Raw genomic sequence first — 18,922 nt, 5'->3', positions numbered from 1 at the left:
AATCGTTCAAGAGACTATCACTTTTAGTGACAGTACTTCTCTTTTCCATAACAGCAGTTATGGCCCAGGTAACTGGTGGTACCCTGACCGGTACGGTAAAAGACAGTAAGAACCAGCCGCTCACCGGAGCATCGGTAGAAGCGGTACACGAACCCTCAGGAACCCGTTACAAAACAGTTTCTGTTAATTCCGGAAAATTCAACCTGCCCGCTTTACGCGTAGGCGGACCTTACAAAATCACCATCACGTATGTTGGATTGAAAACCGAAACCATTACGGATGTGTATATCCAGCTGGGAGAACCGTCTGTAGTGGATGTATCACTGCTCGACAATAGTACCCAATTATCAGAAGTAGTTGTAAGCGGTAGCCTGAGCAGAAAAGGTGCACTGATCTCTAAAGACAGAAAAGGTGCTTCCACCAATATCAACTCAAGACTGATCAGCTCACTGCCTACCATCAGCCGTAACGTTACAGATATCACACGCCTGGTACCTCAGTCTAATGGCTTGTCATTTGCAGGTCAGGATGCCCGTGCCATCAATTTCACGCTGGACGGATCCATCTTCAATAACTCTTTTGGTCTGAGCGCACTGAATGGCGGACAAACCAACTCTGCCCCGATCTCCCTGGATGCGATCCAGGAGATCCAGATCAACGTATCTCCCTATAACCTGAAAGATGCAGGTTTTACTGGGGCCAGTATCAATGCCGTTACCAAAAGCGGTACCAACAGTCTGCACGGTACTGCCTTCTACAATGTACGTAACGAAGGATATGTAGGAACCAAAGCCGGCGCCGCTGGTAAACAGGATGTAGTCACCAACGCTTTCGATGTAAAACAATTCGGAGCCAGCCTTGGCGGAGCCATCATTAAAAACAAATTGTTCTATTTCCTGAACTATGAAGCGGAAAGAAGAAACGATGTAGGCTCTCTTTTTACTGCAGATGCCAGCAACGGTACACAACCCATCAGCGGAAACACTTCACGTGTAAAAGTTGCTGATCTGGATGCTTTGTCAACCTTCCTGAAAACAAAATTCAATTACGATCCAGGACCTTACCAGGGATATCCCTTTGTAACCAAGAGTGATAAGGCTGTTGTTCGTATCGACTGGAACATCAACGACAAACACAAATTGAGCATCAGGGGTAACCTGTTGAAATCAAAAAGAGATGTGGGTGTCAGCAGCAGTAACACAACCAATGGTACCAGGGGCCCCAATGCCAATGCTCTCCCATTCGCCAATTCTGCGTACATTATCAATAACAACATCTACGGCATCATTGGTCAGCTGAACAGCCGCTTCAGCAATAAGATCAGCAACGAGATCACTTTTGGTTATACCGCCAACAGGGATTTCAGAGCCGTAAAAGGTGGTAACTTCCCGATGGTGGATATCCAGGATGGAAGTAACCCGCTGACAGCGATCCCTACTTCAGGCACTTCTGCTGTACCGAGTGCCCAGACCAGCCAGAGCCTGAACTATATCTCTTTCGGTAATGATCCGTTCACACCCAATAACCTGTTGAATACAGATACCTGGCAGTTTAGCGATAACCTGACCATGTATGCCGGTAAACACACCATCTCTGCAGGTATTTCTTATGAAAGTTTCACTTTCACAAATGGTTTCACCCCGTTGATCAATGGTGTATATACATTCAACAGCCTGGCAGATTTTTACACAGCTGCCAATGCTTACCTGGTCAATCCAAACGCCACTTACAGCCCGGTCTTCATGCGTAACTACCGTGCCAACTTCAGCAACCTGCCTGGTGGTGGTGCCTGGTTGGTAACTACCAAAGCCCGCCAGATCGCTGCCTATGTGCAGGATGAGCTGAACCTGGAACCAAACTTCAATCTTACCTATGGCATCCGTTTTGAAGTGCCTTATTTTTCAGGCTCCGGTTTCACCAATACAGAGGTTGACAATATGAATTTCATTGACAACAATCTGAATTCTGTAAAACTCAGCACTTCACAATTACCCAGTGCCAAACTGATGATCAGCCCAAGGGTTGGCTTTAACTATGATATCAAGGGAGATAAATCTACCCAGTTACGTGGTGGTGTAGGTCTGTTCACTGGCCGTCCTTCTTTTGTATTTATCAGTAACCAGATGGGTAACAATGGTGTGTTGAACGGTGGTGTAAATACCAATAATACCGCAGCCTATCCATTTAACCCCAATACACCCGCCAGCTACCCAAGTTTTGCACCTAATCCCGGTGTACCAGCGTCTTCTTATAACATCGCTGCCACTGAGAAGAGTTTCCGGTTCCCGCAGGTACTGCGTGCCAACTTAGCCGTTGACCAGAAAATCTATCAGGACATCGTAGCAACAGGGGAACTGATCTTTACCCAGGCACTGTCTACCATCAACTATTACAATGCTAACCTGGTTCCTGCTACCGCTACCTTCAACGGACCGGATAACAGGCCTCGTTTTGCAGGAGTAGGGTTATCGGGTACTGCACAAAACAATGCGATCCGTATCAATCCTAAACTTTCTGATGCCACTGTAATGGAAAGCGCTCCACTGGCCACTTCCATTGCGGCAACCATCAAGATCGAAAAACCGACCAAATCAAAAGGTCTGGGCTGGATGGTAGCTTATACATTTACCAGGGCCCGTGATTACATGTCGCCCGGTTCCATCGCATTCAGTTCCTGGACAGCTATCCAGAGCGTGCGTGGTAACAATAATATCGACATGGCTTATAGCGACAACGAAATACGTAACCGCGTAATCGGTAACGTGAACTACCGTATAGAGTTGGGTAAATTCTCTGCCCTGCAGTTCTCATTATATGGGCAGTCGCAAAACCAGGGCCGTTTCTCTTATACCTATAGCGGCGATATGAACGGTGATGGTGTAAGCGGCAATGACCTGATGTATGTACCCCGCGACCAGAGCGAAATGAACTTCCTGGCATTGTCAGCCTCAGGTTCTGCACCTGCTGCAACCATTGCAGAGCAGAAAACAGCATTTGACAATTACATCAACCAGGATCCATACCTGAGTAAGAACCGTGGTAAATACGTACAGCGTAACGGCGTATTGATGCCATACCTGGTGCGTTTCGACTTTTCTACACAACTTGAACTGTTCAGAAACATTGGTAAGAACAGGCATACCGTACAATTGAGGTTTGACATCTTCAACGTCGGCAATCTCCTGAACCATGCGTCAGGCGTGAGCTACTTTGTAAACACATTTAACCCGCTGGCAGCAGCAGGTGTGGATGCAGCAACCGGCGTACCTGTATTCAGGATGAACCGTGTGAACAACAGCATCAATTATACCACTTACCGTAAGGGAACCGGTATCAATGATGTATGGCAGGCCCAGTTTGGTATCCGTTATATCTTCTAATACATGTAACACCAACATAAAAAAACCGGGGTATTTCCCCGGTTTTTTTATGTCATATAGGCAAGATTTTTATTCACTCGTTATCTCCCCCATCCCCATTTCAGGAATTCAGGAAATACCTTGCGCCAGGTGGGCACATCGTGTTTGCCTTCTTCCAGCTCCAGGTATTCGATATGGGCATCGGTATATCCTTTGGCTTTCAACTCCACAATCAGGTCCAATGCATCATCTATAGAATCGATGACCCCATTGCTGTTCCTGTCGGCTATTTCATCCAGTTTACCGCATTCAATGAATAGTTGCAGCCAGGGATAAAAACCGCCTTTCCGTACCTGCAGGTGCATGAGACGATCCGATTCATCGTCGTACCCATCTTCGTAAGCTTTTCTTCTCCACCAGAGCGAGGGACTGAATAAACCCACTTTATTGAATTCACTGGCATGATTCCATACAATATCCATGGCACTCAATGCACCCAGCGAGAAACCCGCAAAGGATTTATGTTTGAAAGAAGGCGCTTTACAGGTGCGGCGGATAAAAGGCAATAGTTCCTCGAACACAAATTTGGTATACAAACCCGCTTTGGCACCTCTCCCTTTGAAGTCGGCCGAGTAAGCCGTCCCGTATTCCATTTTCCTTTCGGCACCACAATGAATACCCACGCAAACAAGGGGTTCAATAACGCCGGAATTGACCAGATCTTCCAGTATCGTGTCGAAAGACATCGTAAGCAGATCCTGGCCGTCGTTGATCAGTAACAGGCTTAATTGGTCGATGGGCACATTCGTTACAGGCAAATAGATATCTACCAGTACATCCCGCTCCAGGTATTCGGAAACAAGGGTGTATTGTTCAGTGATCAAAGAAGTACCTATGATAGATGGGCTGAGTTCAGACATGTTTTCAAAAATAACGGAATGATCACAATTCTGCTGCAGGAAATCTCCACAAAGCCCACTGGGTAAAACTATCCCTCTCGTATCATAGAAAAGATTTATACCGGCAGTTTTCTTATTTCAAATCAGTTTCGCTAAATTCACTACGGAACCTGCGCTGGGAAACCACTCACCTTTCAAACGACTGTATATGAAAAAGATCGGCATCCTGTTTGGCCAGGAAAGAAGTTTTCCGATGGCTTTTGTGGAAAGAATCAACAGTAAAAATGTACCAGGTATTATTGCAGAACCCGTGAGAATAGACAAAGTGATGCAGGGAGAAGCCAGCGGCTATTCCGTGATCGTTGACAGGATCAGCCAGGATATCCCTTTTTACCGTGCCTACCTGAAGAATGCAGCTCTCTGCGGTACCGCGGTGATCAACAATCCTTTCTGGTGGAGTGCCGATGAGAAATTCTTCAACAATTGCCTTGCCACCAAGATAGAGGTACCCGTTCCCAAAACGGTGATCCTTCCTTCGCGTGATCTTCCCCCGGATACTTCTGACCAGTCGTTCAGTAACCTGGCTTACCCGCTGGACTGGGAAAGCATTTTCCGTTACGTGGGTTTCCCCGCCTACATGAAACCCTTTGCAGGCGGCGGATGGAAGAACGTATACAAGCTGACCAGCATGGATGATTTCTTTGAAAAACACAGTGAAACCAACCAGCTGGTAATGCTGCTGCAGGAAGAGATCCTATTTGAAGAATATTACCGCTGTTACTGCATTGGCGGAAAACATGTACGCATCATGTCGTACGAACCCCGCAACCCGCACCACCTGCGATACGTAGCTGATTTCAAACCTTCAGATGAACGGTTGAAGCAGATGACGGATATCGTACTGCGTATCAACCAATACCTGGGTTACGATTTTAACACCGTAGAACTTGCCATACGCGATGGTGTTCCTTACGCCATTGATTTCTGTAATCCCGCACCGGATGCCGACATCAAAAGTGTAGGCCAGGAGAATTTTGACTGGGTAGTGGAAACAGCTGCCAATTTCGCTATCGAAAAAGCACAGGCCCAGGTTGATGGTGCCGATAATCTTACCTGGGGCGAATATGTGAAACGAAGCGCTGCGGGGAAAAAACTGTATTAGGAAGTGGGGAGTGGTGAGTGGTCAATTGTGAATGATGAGTGTATCCATTTCAACTAACCTACTCACCACTCACTACTCACGATTGCCGATTCACGACAACAACGCATAAAAGAAAGTGCTGTTATGGGAAATTTGAATTACAAACATTTTACGCTGGGTGTGGAAGAAGAGTACATGGTACTGGATCCGCATACGCGGGAACTGAAGAGCCATGAACAACGCATCGTACAGGAAGGCCAGAAGATCCTCAAAGACAAGGTAAAAGCAGAAATGCACCAGGCGGTGGTGGAAGTGGGCACCGATATCTGCTGCAACATAGAAGAAGCATTCAAAGACGTGGCTTCCCTGCGGGGCAATATAGCGCAGATAGCCGGGGACCTGGGCTACCGGATCGGAGCCGCGGGCACACACCCTTTCAGTCACTGGGAAACACAACTGATCACCGAACACGCCCGTTACAGCGAGATCGTGAACGAGCTGCAGGAAGCCGCCCGGAGTAACCTGATCTTCGGTCTGCATGTGCACGTGGGTATGGAAGACCGCAGAATGGCCATCCATATTGCCAATACGGCCCGTTATTTCCTGCCGCATGTGTATGCCCTGAGTACCAATTCCCCATTCTGGGAAGGCCGGGAAACAGGCTATAAATCTTTCCGAACAAAAGTGTTCGACAAATTCCCCCGCACCGGCATACCCGATTATTTCGACAATATTGAAGCCTATGAGAATTATGTGAACCTGCTGATCAAAACCAACTGCATTGATAATGCCAAGAAGATCTGGTGGGACCTTCGGGTACACCCTTTCTTCAATACCGTAGAGTTCCGCATCTGCGATGTACCCATGACCATCAACGAAACCATCGCCATTGCTGCCCTTTTCCAGGCCATCTGTGCCAAGATCTACAAACTTCGGGGACAGAACCTGAATTTCATGATCTACCAGCGCTCACTGATCAATGAGAACAAATGGCGGGCCAGTCGCTACGGCATCGATGGCACCCTGATCGATTTCGGAAAAGAGACCGAGGTCAATACCCGCGCCCTGATCTATGAACTGCTCGATTTTGTGGACGATGTGGTGGATGAGCTGGGAAGCCGCCCAGCCATCGAATACATTTCCCGGATATTCGAGCTGGGTACGGGTGCCGACCGGCAACTGGCGGTGTACCGGCAAACGGGTAGCCTGGTAAATGTGGTGGATTATATCCAGGAACAATTTCTGACTGTTTAACAATCAGCTACTTAGAAAATATCTACATCTGTCATATGTCAGATTTCTCATAAGTATTCCGGGTAAATAATTAGAAAACCAGGGCAACGAAGTAACTTGCCGGGGTATCTATCTGGATACCAAACTATACAAACGCTCCCCAGGTGACCGAAGATTACGAACTGATAAAAGGTTGCATCCGCAACGATGCCCGATGCCAGCGTATGCTTTTTGATAAGTATGCGGGCAAAATGATGAGTGTATGCCTCCGTTACGCCAAAGACCAGATGGAAGCAGAAGATATGATCCAGGATGCTTTTATCAAAGTGTTCCAGTACATCGGACAGTTCAAGTTCGAGGGAGCTTTTGAGGGGTGGATCAGGCGTATCGTGGTGAATACCGCTATCCGCCACCTGGAAAAAAAGAAACTACAGTTCAAAGATATCGACGACAATAGCCAGAACGCCCCTTCTATTGATGCCCAGGCCTATTCGGAGCTGGGGGAAGCAGACCTCATGAGACTGATCAGCCAGTTACCTGATGGCTACCGCCTGGTATTTAACCTGAATGCCATAGAGGGATACAGCCATGAAGAGATCGCAGAGATGCTGAATATTCAACCCGGCACCAGTCGCAGCCAGTTGGTAAAGGCGCGAAAGATGCTGCAATACCAAATCTTACAATTACAAAAAGTTGCTGTATAGAATGAACGATACCCAATTTGATGACTTCTTTAACGACAAATTCAAAGATCACGCTGTGCCCGTGCCAGCCGGTCTTTGGGATAAGGTCGTGGAAGGTCAATTTGATAAGTTCGTGGGCAGTAAACTCAAAGATGCAGAAGCTCCCGTACCGGATGGCTTATGGGAGAAGATCAACGACAAACAATTTGACAGTTTTGTAGCAGGCACCCTGTCCGGATCCGAAGTACCCGTGCCGGCAGCTTTGTGGGACCGTATCAGCGATGGACAGTTCGACCAGTTTGTAGCCGGGAAATTGCATGACCAGGAAGCACCTGTACCTGCAGGCCTTTGGGAAAAAGTCCGGCCGGAAGAAGAGGACGATGACCGTGTCGGTTTCCTCTGGTTCCGCTATCCGGCAGCAGCTGTTCTGATACTGGGTCTATTAACTGCGGCCGCCTGGGGAGGATACCTGTATTTCACCTCGCACCAGCCCAAAGCCACAGAGAACAATATCAGCAAAACGATACCTGCTGAGGGTACATCATCCCAAACACCCGCTTCTGACAACCAGCGCCGGGATCTTACCCCTGCTGCACCCTCCCTGTCTGAAGAAATCCATACGCCTATTACCGATTCCAAAGATGAGCAGCCTGTGAACAGCAGAAACCTGTCAGGCAATCGCAGAAAAACAGGCATCGATCTGTTGCTCCCGACAGATCCCTCCGGCAGGGATCTTACCACAACAGTGTATCACCCGTTTGGCAAAAATACCCAGGTAACGGAGACCCAACTGGCAGAAGATACACATGAGGAAATCATTGAGCCTTATCAACAAAACCTGCTACCGGCATTCATCATACCGACTTTGACGGGTGGGTACGATCTGTCTCAGAGCCTGCTGGACAAACAACTCTCTACCCTTAACCATACCAACCAGTTCAAGAACATCATTATCTGCCCGGCAGACAGCCGCCGCAATACGGATTGGTACCTGGAAGCCTATGCATCGCCTGATATGCCGTTCAAATCAGTGAGCAATGTATCTGCCTCACCATTATTCCTGTTGAAAAAAGACAGCAGTGAGAGTATGCAGATAAGCTATTCTGCCGGCCTGCGGCTGGTAAAACCCCTCACGGATAATATCTTATTGAAAGCTGGTGTGCAATACTCGCAGGCCAACGAAAAATACGTATATCGTACCGAAAATGAAGTGAAAACCACCACGGTGGTAACGGTACGTACCATCATCCGTGCCCCCGGAGATACAGTGATCGTGCAGGATACCAGTATATTACAGACCATTGGTTTCCGCAACAATACTGTGCGCAACCGCTATCGCAGCTTCGATATCCCGGTTACGGTAGGTTACCAGTTTGGCAATGAGGACCTCAAATTTGGCATCAATGCTGGTGTAGTGATCAACCTTTCCTCCTGGTACCAGGGAGTGATTCTCGATTCTTCGCTGGCAACTGTAGCGCTGAATAAGTCGGGCAACAATGTTTACAAGAGTAATATAGGGTTAGGACTATATGGTGGTTTCAGTGTGGTGAAACGTTTGAGTGATGATATGCATGTTTTCTTTGAACCCTATTTCCGTTATAATCTGTCGAGTATGACCACTCCTCAGGCCAGTTTCCGCCAGCGCCTGAGTGTGGGCGGCCTGGCAGTGGGTTTGCGGATCAATTTAAACAGGAAATAACAACGACAGGCAACAAAACCGATACCCCGGGTATCTGATAGATAGTTAACCTTTATGAAGAAAATCGTATACATCATGGTTGGTTTGTCGGGACTGTTTCTTGCTTCCTGCAAGAAGGAGGTATCAGACAATTTTACCACGTACGCCACTCATCCGTTGAATGATACGGTTTGGGTGCGGAATGTAGCCAATACCTCTTCTGTATACGACCTGTTTGAACTTCTGTACCCCAAAGAACTGTTAGTGGATTCCCTCAACGCAGTTAACGGAGGCAAGTTGCATTTCGGCGACAGTGTGGAACTTACATTCGCACCCAATACCCTGATAGGGCCTGCCACTTCTGGCACCCCACAGGGCAATGTGCGGATTGAACTGTTACCTTTAAGAAGGAAAGGGGATTTTATCCGTGTATTCAGACCCACCACTACTGCCGATGGCAGTCTGCTGGAAACCGGCGGTGGTTTCCTGATACGCGCTTTTAAAGAGGATAAAGAACTGACCCTGGCAAGCAATACCAGTTTTGAGCTGAAGTTTCACGACGTTGATACAGCCAAACCCAATATGCAGGCTTTTTATGGAAGAGAAGCTGTACCAGTCCCTCTGAAAGGAATCGATACCGTTTTTTCCTGGGTGCGCGACTTTAACACTGCTTACCTGCCTACCTGGAGCAAGATCAGCAATAATCCATTGGTACCCTCTTATTATGGTTACGAGATCGAGTCGAAGAACCTTCGTTGGGTTACGGCAGACAGGTATATTGACAGTACGGTTCCCAATGTAAAAGTGACTGCAATCCTTTCTCCCAACTTCACCAATAAGAATACCGCAGTTTTTGCTGTATTTGATAACCAGAAGATCGTGGTGAACTGCAGGCACGATTACGCTTCCCGCTCCTTTTTTGCCAGGAAGATCCCCGTAAAAAGCAAGATCAGGCTGATATCTCTATCCAAAATCGGTAGTGACTTATACCTGGGCGTACGCGAGATCAGCAGCGTATCACTCGTCACCAGTTACAGCATCACACCACAGAAAAATAGTTTAAAAGAGATCATCACGTATCTGAATGATCTGTAAAGAAGTTCATTGTTGAACATATACCGGGGGGTATAGTAAAGGGCTGCGATTGCAGCCCTTTTTATTTTTTGAAGTCGAACAAAGTAGCCGTAAAAATGGCCCGCTCCCTTTTTTTGAAGATCACATCCCAGTTACCCCGGTAGCGAAGTATTTTAGGTACAGTGTAGCCATTGAATTTGGTCATTTCCACTTCCATACTCACATCAAAATCATATACGCCGGCCTTATAACTGAGTGAATAATTGCGGGCAAGTACTTCCAGGGTTTTCATATCAAACCAGGTCACCATCTGGTCTACCACCACCCTGTCGCTGTTCACTTTATCTTCCTTGGGAGTGATGGAAAATACGTAAACCAGTCCACCATGCGATTCCTCTATGTCAAGCTTGTAATCGTACAGTTTGTGTGCGCTCTCATCGTATAGATCCAATTTATCACCAATGAAAGGGATGCCGGGGATCTTTTTACCCGGATTAAAGAAAAGCATCTTCAACTGCTCACGGTGTTTGTCCATCCCCCGTTTATCGCTAAACCCATTCAACCTTCCTTTTACGATATTGTTTTCACCGCATACTTCTCCTTTGGTAAAAAAAAGACTTGCATATAATGCGGGGGTCATATAATTATATTCTTTTTTACGATCATAAAAATCGCCGGTAACTGTTTCTTCCAGTACATCCATGGTTCGGCAATTACCCACCCTGTTCTGGCGGGTTTTGCTGGAAAGAGATGCTTTTACGCCCCCTTTCTTATCCAGCATCTTGATATCATTGTAGGAAGAAAAACCAAGTATGCGCAGGTTACGGAAAGCTTTATAGAAAGTGGTATCCTCCTGTATCTGGGTAAGCAGGGTCTTGTAATCGAAATTGTTTCTTACCACCACCTCGCTCAGGGTGAACCTTTTTTCATCAATGATCACAGCTGTATCCTGTGAAAAGGAAGGCAGGACACTCAATAATAACAGGCAGAAAAGAGAATATCGCATTACTTAGGGAATATCATTTTATAATCCACTCTCACTTTGCCTTTACTGATATCGTTGAGTTTACCCTGCAACATTTTCTTCCGGAGGGGTTTCAGGTAATCGATAAACAGTTTGCCGTCTATATGATCGTATTCGTGCAGGATCACCCTCGCGGTGATGCCATTGAAACTTTCCGTATGTGGCTGAAACTGTTCGTCAAGATAATCCATGACTACGGTCTCTGGGCGGCTCACATCTTCCCTGATACGCGGAATGCTCAGGCATCCTTCGTTATAGGCCCATTCTTCCCCTTCCAGTGAACGGATCCGGGCATTGATGAATACCTGTTTGATACCAGGTGCATCGGGGTATACGCCTTCCTCCTCTTTTTCAAGATTGGCGAAAATCTGGGTGCTATCCATAACAAACAGACGGATATCCTTATTGATCTGGGGAGCTGCCAGTCCTACCCCGTTACTGGCATACATGGTCTCCCACATGTCTTCAATGAGGGTGGCCAGCCCGGGATAACCCGGCTCAATATCCTGACTTACTTTTCGTAAAACAGGTGCTCCATATGCGACGATCGGAAAAATCATTGACTACAGTATTTGCTAAAATGCAGCAAAAATACCGTAAAACGGGCAACCGGCAAATGGATAAGGTAGATAAAAGGTGAACAGCCCGTTAATTTGCCGAACCCGGAACAGGAACCATAATGGTTATTTCGCAACCCTGCCCGACCGCTGTTTTCAGGAAGAATGTACCCTGCAGCAGTTCTGCTCGTTTCTGCATATTGCTGAGGCCGATGCCTTTGTGTTTACCCCGCGGATTGAATCCTTTACCATCATCCCGGATGGTCATCACAATATGGTCACCCGACCACTTTACATGAATCCACAGGTTTTCTGCATCAGCGTATTTGAGCACATTACCCACCTGTTCCTGGCAAATACGGTAGAGATTGGTTCTGATCTCATCGGACAGCATCTCTTTAGGAAATACATCCACCTCCAACACTATATGCGGACGATCGCCGATATTGAATGTGAGCAGTAACCCTTCAAAGATCTGTTTCAACGGAAGTTCCGTTAAGGAAGCGGGTGCCAATCTGTGCGACAGTTTTCTGATCTCATCAATTGCCTGGGTAATATACCCCATTGTTTTTTCTACGAAAATCGGGCTTCGGTCCTGTTCCACTTTCCTCGACATATCCAGGCTTAGCAAAGAGCCCAGCAGTATCTGGTTGATATTGTCATGCAGTTCCCTTCCCAGGAGATTCCTTTCCTGTTCCTGTGCTTCCAGCGTAGCTTTGGTAATACGCAGGTTCTCTTCTTTCTGCCAGGTAATATCCTGCATGGCACCAACCATCCTGATCGGTTTTCCGGTATCGTCGTAAACGATTGATGACCTGTCGAACACATATTTATACGATCCGTCTGCACAACGGAAGCGATACTCCATCTGCACATTCCTGAGTTTATGCTCCAGGCAGACAGAGAGTGTGTCTTCCACCCTTGCCTTGTCATCAGGATGTACCTTATCCCAGCCGAAGTTCGAAGCCTGCTTCAAATCAAAAGCTGTATAACCGAACACATCGAAAATACCCGTATTGAACTGAATGGTATCGGTAACAAGATCCCAGTCGCGGATGGTATCACTGGTCGCTTTTGACACATTTTCGTACAGTTCATTCACCAGTTGTGTCTGCAGCAGGGCTTTTTTCTTTTCAGTGATATCATACCGGATTGCGAGGTATTGGTAAGGTTTTCCCTGTTCATTCAGGGAGGGAACGATAGTGGTATCCACCCAGTACAAGGTACCGTCTTTAGCGCGATTGCATATTTCGCCTTTCCAAATTCCCCCCTTGGCTATGGTCGTCCACAACTCGCTAAAGAAAGATTTGGAATGAACACCGGAATTAACAATACGGTGATCCTGGCCTATCAATTCATCCGTTCTGTATTTTGAGATCTCTGCAAAATTATCGTTCGCATATCTGATGATACCCCGCTGGTCAGTAATTGCCACAATGGCCGATTTATCCAGCGCCAATTTGTAATCCCGTATCTCTTTTTCGGCTTTTTTACGCTCAGTAATATCCATCAAAGACCCGATGATCCGAAAAGGTTTACCGGTTTCGTCACGCATGATATACCCTCGATCATAGATTACCATTTCCTTCTTATCCAAACACACATAACGGTATTCGGCCGACCATAAGGTTTCTTTACTCCCGATCGCCTTGTGTAACCCATCCAGAACCTGTTGTTTATCATCCGGATGAATATGCGATTCCCATTGGGCCATGTCAGGCATGGGGGCATCGGCCGGAAATCCACATAAGCTATTATAGTTGGCATTCCACCAAAGTTCATTGGTTTGCAGGTTCCAGTCCCAGATCACATCATTGGTCGCATTCGATATGCGGGTAAACCTTTCATTCAACAATAAGAGCTTTTCTTCTGCGGCTCTGCGTTTCCTCTCACGATCTATCACACCGACTGCAAAAGAGATATCACCGGCACTCTCCAGCAATAATGCCACTTCCTCTTCATCAAAAAAGTCTATGACAGGCGCATACAGAGAAAAAACACCAAACACTTTTCCATCATGAAAAAGAGGCAGCGCTATGGAAGAACGGAAGCCAAATTGCAGGGAAGCTTCTTTCCAGGCCACATTGTCAACCTGAGCAGCCAGGTCGTTACAGATAATATGCCTGGATTCATTGATGGCTTTTATGGTAGGACTGTTTATTTCACCCAGCCTCTCATAGGAGGAAACGTTCGGGCCAAGGGAAACAAAATGATTCAGATTTTCCCCGGCATAAGAAACGGGAATAAGCGTACCTGTCATTTCATCCAACCTGCCTATCCAGGCCATGGAGAATTTACCCACCTGTATGGCAATATCACAGGCTTCTTTGAAAATAAGCTCTTCACTCGTGGCCCGAACGATCATCTGGTTGATACTGCTGATGAACTGGTACAGGCGGTTTTTCTTCAGGATTAACTCCTCTGCCTTCTTCTTATCGGTAACATCCCTTACAAAAACATCAAGACCCTCTGCTGAAGGGTAAATATGCATTTCATACCAGAGAGACAGGGGCGCATAATAATCGTAATGCACGCTCTTTTCACCATCTGCAGCGGCAGCTCTAAATATCTTTTCTGATTCTGAACCAAGCAAAGCAGGAAAAGATTCCCAGATAATCGTACCGACCAGGGAATCGGCAGTATGGTGAACGATCTCGCCCATGCGTTTGTTGAGATACAGAAAACGCCAGTCTTTATCCAGCGAAAAAAAACCATCCGTGATCCTGTCAAACACATGGTTGATCTGGTTGGTTTTGCGACTCACTTCCTGGGTAAGGTGCTGATTCAGCAAACGGAGTTGCTGTTCGATCTGCTTTTTCTCCGTAATATCTTTAGTGACAGATACCAGACCAACCTGCCTCCCCTGATTATCATATACAGCGGAAGCGCTGATAGAAACATGAATGATACGTCCCGATTTGGTTGGGCGGGTCTCTTCACTCAGGAAATGTCCCTCCCGGCGGAACTCGTTCACTTTTGTACGGTATAACTCCTGCCCTTCCGCTGAAACAAGCAAATCATTGATTTTGCGGCCTACAGCTTCTTCCTGTGTCCAGCCATAGATCAGTTCTGCTCCTTTGTTCCAGCTCTGGATCACCATATCCGCATCGGTAATGATGATCGCATCACGTACATTCTCAATAATACGGGCATAATACTCCGTAGACAGCTCCGGCGCATGAGCAAATGATGGAGAAAAATTAATCTTCATATTCGGGCGAGGGGGTACCCTTTTATTTCATCTTAAAAAATGGTTCATGCAACATCTGTATTGCCGATCCGAAATCAGCAATAGGCGCTGATAACGGGTAACAATACCCAACGGCTTTTCAGGAATATTAGCGGGGGATGGAAAATACCACAACAGGTAAAAAACTGTCTTGTTTAAAGATAGATAAAAAAGAGTTATAGAAAAGAAATATCAATACCTGGATTGTAAATATTCCTGGAGCATGATGGTAGCCGCTATCTGATCAATATTCCCCTTGATTCTGCGGTCTTTTTTCTTCATACCCATTTCTACCATGGCACGGGATGCCAGCTTGGAAGTGTATCTTTCATCAACGGTCTGAATGGGTATGGCGGGAAATTCTTTTTTCAACCTGGCGATGGCTGCTTTCACCAGCGGAGTGGCATGGGTAGCCGTATCATCAAGATTCAGCGGTTCGCCAATGAGTATCAATTCTACAGGCTCCTGCAGGAAATAATTCTTCAGGAAAGGGATCAGGTCTTTGGTCTCGATAGTGGTTAAAGAAGTGGCAATGATCTGTAACGGATCCGTAACCGCCAGCCCGGTTCTTTTTCCTCCATAATCGATACAGATGATCCGGGACATATTAAATGAAAGTTTTGGGTTTGAAGCGGAAAGTTACTGCAGGTTGATGGATTTTTCACCGCAGGAGCCGCAGAGTTCAGGGAGTTTTCGCTGAGGGCTGCTGTTTTTTATGTAGCCCCCTTTTTACATCAGCAACAGATCTCCTATCACAAACAGAGCGAATACCACGCTGGCCACCCCGTTGGCCGTCATGAAAGCGATGTTCACTTTGCTGAGGTCGTTGGGTTTAACAATGGAATGCTGGTAAATGAGCATGCCTACGAACACGGCGATCCCGATCCAGTACAGCCAATGAAACCCTCCGTAGATACCTGCTGCAACCACACAGGCCGAACTGCCCAAATGCAATAATTCAGACACCCGCAAAGCTTTGGCCTTACCCATCACACTGGGAATGGAGTAAAGCTGCTGGGACTGGTCGAACTCCACATCCTGCAGTGCATAGATCACATCAAAACCGCTTACCCAGCATATGACGGCGAAGGAAAACAGTATGGGTAAAATATCGAACCTGCCCGTCACGGCCAGGTAAGCCCCGATAGGCGCCAATGACAGGCCCAGCCCCAACACCAGGTGACAAAGCGGTGTGAAACGTTTGGTATAACTGTAAAACAGGATCACAAACAAAGCCACCGGCGAGAGAAAAAAACAGATATCATTGATGAAATAGGTGGCCGTTACGAACAACAGGCAGTTCAGGATCACAAAACGCAGGGCACTGTTTGCAGAGATAATACCTGCCGGTATCTCACGGATAGCCGTACGGGGGTTCTTTGCGTCAAAACTCCTGTCGAGATACCGGTTGAATGCCATGGCCGCACTTCTTGCCGTTACCATACAAACCAGTACCAACAGCAATTTCCTTACCCACGAGGTTTCCAGAAATACATGATAAAATAAATCACCGGCCGTCGGCGATTGGATAGTCGTATGCCAACCCGAGGGCTGGGAATGAGAAGTCCCCAGAACAAACCCAATCAACGCAAACGGCATCGCAAAAATGGTATGCGAAAATTTCACCAGACTTAAATATTTTTTTACTGTCGTCATATCATCCTAATTAAAACATTCACTCATTCTATCATTCACTCATTCTATCATTCTATCATTGATCACACCATCTCCCACAAAACGATCCCCGCTGCCACAGAAACATTCAAGGAATGTTTCATTCCATATTGTGGTATTTCGATACTGCCATCACAAAACGGCAATACAGCAACATCCACACCTTCCACTTCATTTCCGAACACCAATGCCACTTTATCATTACCCCGGTTGAAATGCTGTAGCGGGATGCTGTTCTCCACCTGCTCTATTGCGTAGATCCGGTATCCTTTTTCTTTCAGGGCCTTTACGGCATCGAGCGTGGTGGGAAAATAGATCCAATCAACCGTTTCCGTAGCACCCAGCGCAGTTTTGTGGATATCCCTGTGCGGAGGCTGGGGAGTATAACCACATAAGCAGATCCCTTCGGCCAGGAATGCATCTGCAGTGCGAAATACGCTACCCACATTGTGCATACTGCGGATATTGTCCAATACCACCATTACCGGGTTCTTTTCGGCCTGCTTGAACGCATCCACCGACATACGGCCCAGCTCATCCATGCTCAGTTTTCGCATGGCGCAAAGGTAATTCCATCCACTCAAATAAAGGTTCGGCAGAAATGGGTAAGATTGATTATTTTGTTCAGTCCAAAACTTAAACAACCCGAACTATGAGAAAAAACATCCGCCTGTCGGTGCTGCTGGCTTTGGCCCTGCCTGTTGCCAGCCTGGCTCAGACCGAAAAAGTGGACCCTGCCATTATGCAGCAGATCCGCAAGGAAGGCCTTGAGAACTCCCAAGTGATGGAGATCGCCTTTCACCTGACTGATAAAAGTGGCAACCGCCTTACAGCATCCCCCGGTTTTATGCGCGCTGCCAGTTATGCAAAGGAAACACTGGCTGGCTGGGGACTCACCAACGCTGCCATACAGCCCTGGGGCGAATTTGGTAAAGGCTGGGAACTGGAAAAGAGTTATGTAGCCATTACCGCCCCTTATTATAAGGCACTTGCCGCACACCCTAAAGCCTGGACTGCGGGTACCAGGGGACTGAAGAATGCCGAGATACTGGTCATCAACGCCAAAGATTCAACCGAACTGCAGGCTTATCGCGGACAGCTGAAGGGAAAACTGTTGATACTTGACCAGTCAACCCCATACAAACACTCATTCAAACCCGATGCTGTGAGGTATACCGACGCGGAACTGGAAGTGATGGCCAACGCCAAAGCTCCGGCCCCCCGTCAGGGACAAGCCAATGCAGCCGACACTGCCGCCCAGAGAAGGCAGCGGGAAGCCATGGCAGCACGTTTCAACAATCCGGCCGCCCGTATGCTGGCAGTACTGAAGAATATGGCCAAAGAAGAGGGCGCCGTGGCCTTGTTCAGTAATGGCGGCACGCGCAGTCACGACGGAACCGTTTTTGCCCAGGGAGGAGGCGCCTATAAAGCCAACGATCCGGAGAACTTCGCCGATATCGTGTTGGGTGTGGAAGATTACAATACTTTGCTGCGACTGGCCAAATCAGGCGAGACAGTGAAAATGGATGTGGATGTGAAGACCAGGTTCCAGACCAAGGACCTGAACGGATATAATGTGATTGCAGAAATTCCGGGTACCGATCCGGCATTGAAGGAGGAAGTGGTGATGATTGGCGCACATCTCGACAGCTGGCAAACCGCTACCGGGGCCACAGATAATGCTTCGGGATCTGCAGTGATGATGGAAGCCATCCGCATCCTGAAATCACTGGGATTCAGCAACCGCCGTACCATCCGTATCGGTTTGTGGAGTGGTGAAGAGCAGGGATTGCTGGGATCAAGGGCCTATGTAAAAAATACTTTTGCCGATCCCGCTACCATGCAAACAACGCCGGCACACGAGAAATTCTCTTCCTACTTCAATATCGATAACGGTACCGGAAAGATCAGGGGTATCTATCTGCAGGGCAACGAAGCCTGTCGCGATATCTTTTCGCAATGGCTTGCTCCGTTCAAAGACCTGGGCGCCACAACTGTGACCATCAATAATACAGGCGGAACCGACCACCAGGCTTTTGATGCAGTTGGTCTGCCCGGTTTCCAGTTCATCCAGGACCCGATCGAGTATGACACCCGCACGCACCACAGCAATATGGACAGCTACGATCACCTGATAGAGGCCGATCTGAAACAGATCGCCACCATTGTTGCAGCATTTGTATACAATGCATCCCAGCGTGATGGAAAATTACCCCGAAAAGAAATGCCCAAACCCAGACCAGCAGGGGGATTTGGGTTTTAAAGCAATGAATAGTTAGAAGTTAAAGATTACAAAGTCAGGAGGCTGGGACAATTCCAGTCTTCCTGACTTGTAACTATTAATTTTTATCTCATCCTCCCCTCCTTCTCA

General features: G+C 47.3%; 14 protein-coding genes. 7 read left to right on the top strand and 7 right to left on the bottom strand.

Annotation, left to right across the window (positions count from 1 at the left end):
* Positions 1-59 precede the first annotated feature (59 nt).
* Positions 60-3,380, top strand: coding sequence for a TonB-dependent receptor (locus ACH3Y6_RS11300; protein WP_490835718.1), 3,321 nt, complete (start codon positions 60-62; stop codon positions 3,378-3,380).
* Between the two features lie 80 nt (positions 3,381-3,460).
* Here ACH3Y6_RS11300 and ACH3Y6_RS11295 read toward each other — a convergent pair whose 3' ends face one another.
* Positions 3,461-4,279 carry an alpha/beta hydrolase gene (locus tag ACH3Y6_RS11295; RefSeq protein WP_490835717.1) on the bottom strand — a complete coding sequence of 273 codons (819 nt, stop codon included), beginning with the start codon at positions 4,277-4,279 and terminating at the stop codon, positions 3,461-3,463.
* Positions 4,280-4,466: 187 nt separating this feature from the next.
* On the opposite strand from ACH3Y6_RS11295, the gene ACH3Y6_RS11290 reads away from it, so the two are divergent.
* From ACH3Y6_RS11290 to ACH3Y6_RS11270, 5 genes are all read left to right on the top strand, one after another.
* Positions 4,467-5,420, top strand: a complete 954-nt coding sequence (locus ACH3Y6_RS11290) for an ATP-grasp domain-containing protein (RefSeq protein WP_490835716.1) — start codon at positions 4,467-4,469, stop codon at positions 5,418-5,420.
* A 123-nt stretch (positions 5,421-5,543) separates the two neighbouring features.
* On the top strand, positions 5,544-6,653 hold the full coding sequence (locus tag ACH3Y6_RS11285) for a carboxylate-amine ligase (RefSeq protein ID WP_490835715.1): 1,110 nt from the start codon (positions 5,544-5,546) through the stop codon (positions 6,651-6,653).
* A gap of 143 nt (positions 6,654-6,796) precedes the next feature.
* Positions 6,797-7,336 carry an RNA polymerase sigma factor gene (locus tag ACH3Y6_RS11280; RefSeq protein WP_490835714.1) on the top strand — a complete coding sequence of 180 codons (540 nt, stop codon included), beginning with the start codon at positions 6,797-6,799 and terminating at the stop codon, positions 7,334-7,336.
* A gap of 1 nt (position 7,337) precedes the next feature.
* Complete coding sequence (locus tag ACH3Y6_RS11275) at positions 7,338-9,014, top strand: hypothetical protein (RefSeq protein WP_490835713.1); 1,677 nt, start codon at positions 7,338-7,340, stop codon at positions 9,012-9,014.
* A 54-nt stretch (positions 9,015-9,068) separates the two neighbouring features.
* A complete protein-coding gene (locus ACH3Y6_RS11270; RefSeq protein ID WP_490835712.1) occupies positions 9,069-10,088 on the top strand; it encodes a hypothetical protein in 1,020 nt (339 codons plus the stop codon).
* 61 nt (positions 10,089-10,149) lie between these two features.
* On the opposite strand, the gene ACH3Y6_RS11265 is transcribed toward ACH3Y6_RS11270, so the two are convergent.
* The 6 genes from ACH3Y6_RS11265 to ACH3Y6_RS11240 all read right to left on the bottom strand — a co-directional run bounded on the left by ACH3Y6_RS11265 (position 10,150) and on the right by ACH3Y6_RS11240 (position 17,108).
* Positions 10,150-11,073, bottom strand: a complete 924-nt coding sequence (locus ACH3Y6_RS11265) for a hypothetical protein (RefSeq protein ID WP_490835711.1) — start codon at positions 11,071-11,073, stop codon at positions 10,150-10,152.
* A complete protein-coding gene (gene def, locus ACH3Y6_RS11260; RefSeq protein WP_490835710.1) occupies positions 11,073-11,651 on the bottom strand; it encodes a peptide deformylase in 579 nt (192 codons plus the stop codon). Before def ends, ACH3Y6_RS11265 begins: the two co-directional genes overlap by 1 nt.
* A gap of 88 nt (positions 11,652-11,739) precedes the next feature.
* Positions 11,740-14,859, bottom strand: coding sequence for a PAS domain S-box protein (locus ACH3Y6_RS11255; RefSeq protein ID WP_490835709.1), 3,120 nt, complete (start codon positions 14,857-14,859; stop codon positions 11,740-11,742).
* 210 nt (positions 14,860-15,069) lie between these two features.
* A complete protein-coding gene (gene ruvX / locus ACH3Y6_RS11250; RefSeq protein ID WP_490835708.1) occupies positions 15,070-15,483 on the bottom strand; it encodes a Holliday junction resolvase RuvX in 414 nt (137 codons plus the stop codon).
* Between the two features lie 123 nt (positions 15,484-15,606).
* Positions 15,607-16,533, bottom strand: coding sequence for a UbiA-like polyprenyltransferase (locus tag ACH3Y6_RS11245; RefSeq protein ID WP_490835707.1), 927 nt, complete (start codon positions 16,531-16,533; stop codon positions 15,607-15,609).
* Positions 16,534-16,595: 62 nt separating this feature from the next.
* The gene (locus tag ACH3Y6_RS11240; RefSeq protein ID WP_490835706.1) at positions 16,596-17,108 is read right to left on the bottom strand and encodes an RNA methyltransferase; all 513 of its coding nucleotides are present in this window, start codon (positions 17,106-17,108) and stop codon (positions 16,596-16,598) included.
* Between the two features lie 95 nt (positions 17,109-17,203).
* On the opposite strand from ACH3Y6_RS11240, the gene ACH3Y6_RS11235 reads away from it, so the two are divergent.
* Positions 17,204-18,814 carry a M20/M25/M40 family metallo-hydrolase gene (locus tag ACH3Y6_RS11235; RefSeq protein ID WP_490835705.1) on the top strand — a complete coding sequence of 537 codons (1,611 nt, stop codon included), beginning with the start codon at positions 17,204-17,206 and terminating at the stop codon, positions 18,812-18,814.
* The last annotated feature ends 108 nt before the right edge of the window (positions 18,815-18,922 follow it).

The sequence above is a fragment of the Sediminibacterium sp. FW305-C-269 genome (assembly GCF_058231045.1).
Note: the sequence above shows the minus strand (reverse complement) of the source record. Positions and strands in the feature narration are given on the sequence as shown.

What these genes read in the sequence shown, in the direction of transcription:
- ACH3Y6_RS11295 (WP_490835717.1), bottom strand. Translation starts at nt 4,279, where the DNA reads ATGTCTGAACTCAGCCCATCTATCATAGGTACTTCTTTGATCACTGAA.
- ACH3Y6_RS11300 (WP_490835718.1), top strand. Translation starts at nt 60, where the DNA reads ATGGCCCAGGTAACTGGTGGTACCCTGACCGGTACGGTAAAAGACAGT.
- ruvX (WP_490835708.1), bottom strand. Translation starts at nt 15,483, where the DNA reads ATGTCCCGGATCATCTGTATCGATTATGGAGGAAAAAGAACCGGGCTG.
- ACH3Y6_RS11275 (WP_490835713.1), top strand. Translation starts at nt 7,338, where the DNA reads ATGAACGATACCCAATTTGATGACTTCTTTAACGACAAATTCAAAGAT.
- ACH3Y6_RS11245 (WP_490835707.1), bottom strand. Translation starts at nt 16,533, where the DNA reads ATGACGACAGTAAAAAAATATTTAAGTCTGGTGAAATTTTCGCATACC.
- ACH3Y6_RS11240 (WP_490835706.1), bottom strand. Translation starts at nt 17,108, where the DNA reads ATGCGAAAACTGAGCATGGATGAGCTGGGCCGTATGTCGGTGGATGCG.
- ACH3Y6_RS11290 (WP_490835716.1), top strand. Translation starts at nt 4,467, where the DNA reads ATGAAAAAGATCGGCATCCTGTTTGGCCAGGAAAGAAGTTTTCCGATG.
- ACH3Y6_RS11285 (WP_490835715.1), top strand. Translation starts at nt 5,544, where the DNA reads ATGGGAAATTTGAATTACAAACATTTTACGCTGGGTGTGGAAGAAGAG.
- def (WP_490835710.1), bottom strand. Translation starts at nt 11,651, where the DNA reads ATGATTTTTCCGATCGTCGCATATGGAGCACCTGTTTTACGAAAAGTA.
- ACH3Y6_RS11235 (WP_490835705.1), top strand. Translation starts at nt 17,204, where the DNA reads ATGAGAAAAAACATCCGCCTGTCGGTGCTGCTGGCTTTGGCCCTGCCT.
- ACH3Y6_RS11270 (WP_490835712.1), top strand. Translation starts at nt 9,069, where the DNA reads ATGAAGAAAATCGTATACATCATGGTTGGTTTGTCGGGACTGTTTCTT.
- ACH3Y6_RS11265 (WP_490835711.1), bottom strand. Translation starts at nt 11,073, where the DNA reads ATGCGATATTCTCTTTTCTGCCTGTTATTATTGAGTGTCCTGCCTTCC.
- ACH3Y6_RS11255 (WP_490835709.1), bottom strand. Translation starts at nt 14,859, where the DNA reads ATGAAGATTAATTTTTCTCCATCATTTGCTCATGCGCCGGAGCTGTCT.